Genomic DNA, 1,046 nt, shown 5'->3' with positions numbered 1-1,046 from the left:
ACTTCGGTGAACGGGGCATTCGAGACGTAGATCAGGTCGCGGTTGCGCATGCGGAAGGCCTGGGTGGTGAACAGGCTGTTGGGGTCGCGCATGTTGATCCGGTAGACCACCGGCACCAGCGGCGTTCCGGTGAGCTTGGTGGCCGGGTTCAGGCGGCGGACCACGCTGGCCGGCTCGAACCGGAAGATGAAGGTCCCGGCCGGGTCGGCGGCGAAGTCGGACAGGCCGCGGGCCTTAGCCAGCGCCTGGGCGAGGGTGATGCCGTCGGCCTGGAACGGCAGTTCGGTCGCCTGGCCGAGCGCGCCCACCGCCAGGAAGGTCTGGGGATCGCGCACCAGGGTCAGCACGTCGTTGGGCCGCAGGTAGATGTTCTCCTTCGGGTTCGACACCACCGTGGTCAGCGGCACGGTCGCGGTGAGCGGCCCGCGCGACAGGCGCACGAAGGTCTCCGAGACCGGCGAGCGGTTGCCGCCGGCGGCGGCGATCACGTCGAGGATGCGGTCGCCGTGGCCGGAGAGCGGCAGGCGGGCGCCGGCCGCGCCCTCGCCGGTGACGGTGACGGCCTGGGAGATCGGCCGGGTGACCGAGACCAGCACCTGCGGCTGGATGGCTTTTCCGGCGAGCTCGTTCTCGATCAGGCCCTGGACGTCCTGGGGCCGGCGGCCGGCGACCTTGATGCGCCCGGCATAGGGCACCGAGATCGCGCCGTCGCGGCCGACCGGTTGCTCGGGGATGAGGGCGGATTTGGAGCCGGCGGAGAACCGGTCGGCGACCAGCGGGCCGGAGAACAGGCCGCCGGACCCGGCTTCCCAGACCGAGACCGAGACCATGTCGCCGATGCCGATCACCGGCTCGGCGGAGGGGCGGTGATCGCCGAACGAGGCGAGCAGGCTGTCGAGCGGGCGTCCGCGCAGGGCCTCGATCACGGCGGGCGTGACGTCGATGATCTCGTAGCGGGCGAGCACGCCGCCGTCCGCGGTCGCAACCTCCGCGCCCGCCTCGATCGCGCTCGCCGTCGGCCCCGCCGCGGGCAGATACGTGCAGCC

1 protein-coding gene is annotated in these 1,046 nt (G+C 72.4%); it reads right to left on the bottom strand.

Annotated features, from left to right (window positions below; all coding sequences use genetic code 11):
- Positions 1–1,046, bottom strand: a 1,046-nt coding sequence (locus tag MKL11_RS06645; RefSeq protein WP_243941482.1) for a polysaccharide biosynthesis/export family protein, incomplete at both ends; no start/stop codon positions are given.

Source organism: Methylobacterium sp. J-077, assembly GCF_022829365.1.
Taxonomy (GTDB): domain Bacteria; phylum Pseudomonadota; class Alphaproteobacteria; order Rhizobiales; family Beijerinckiaceae; genus Methylobacterium.
This window is presented reverse-complemented; position numbering and strand designations above follow the sequence as displayed.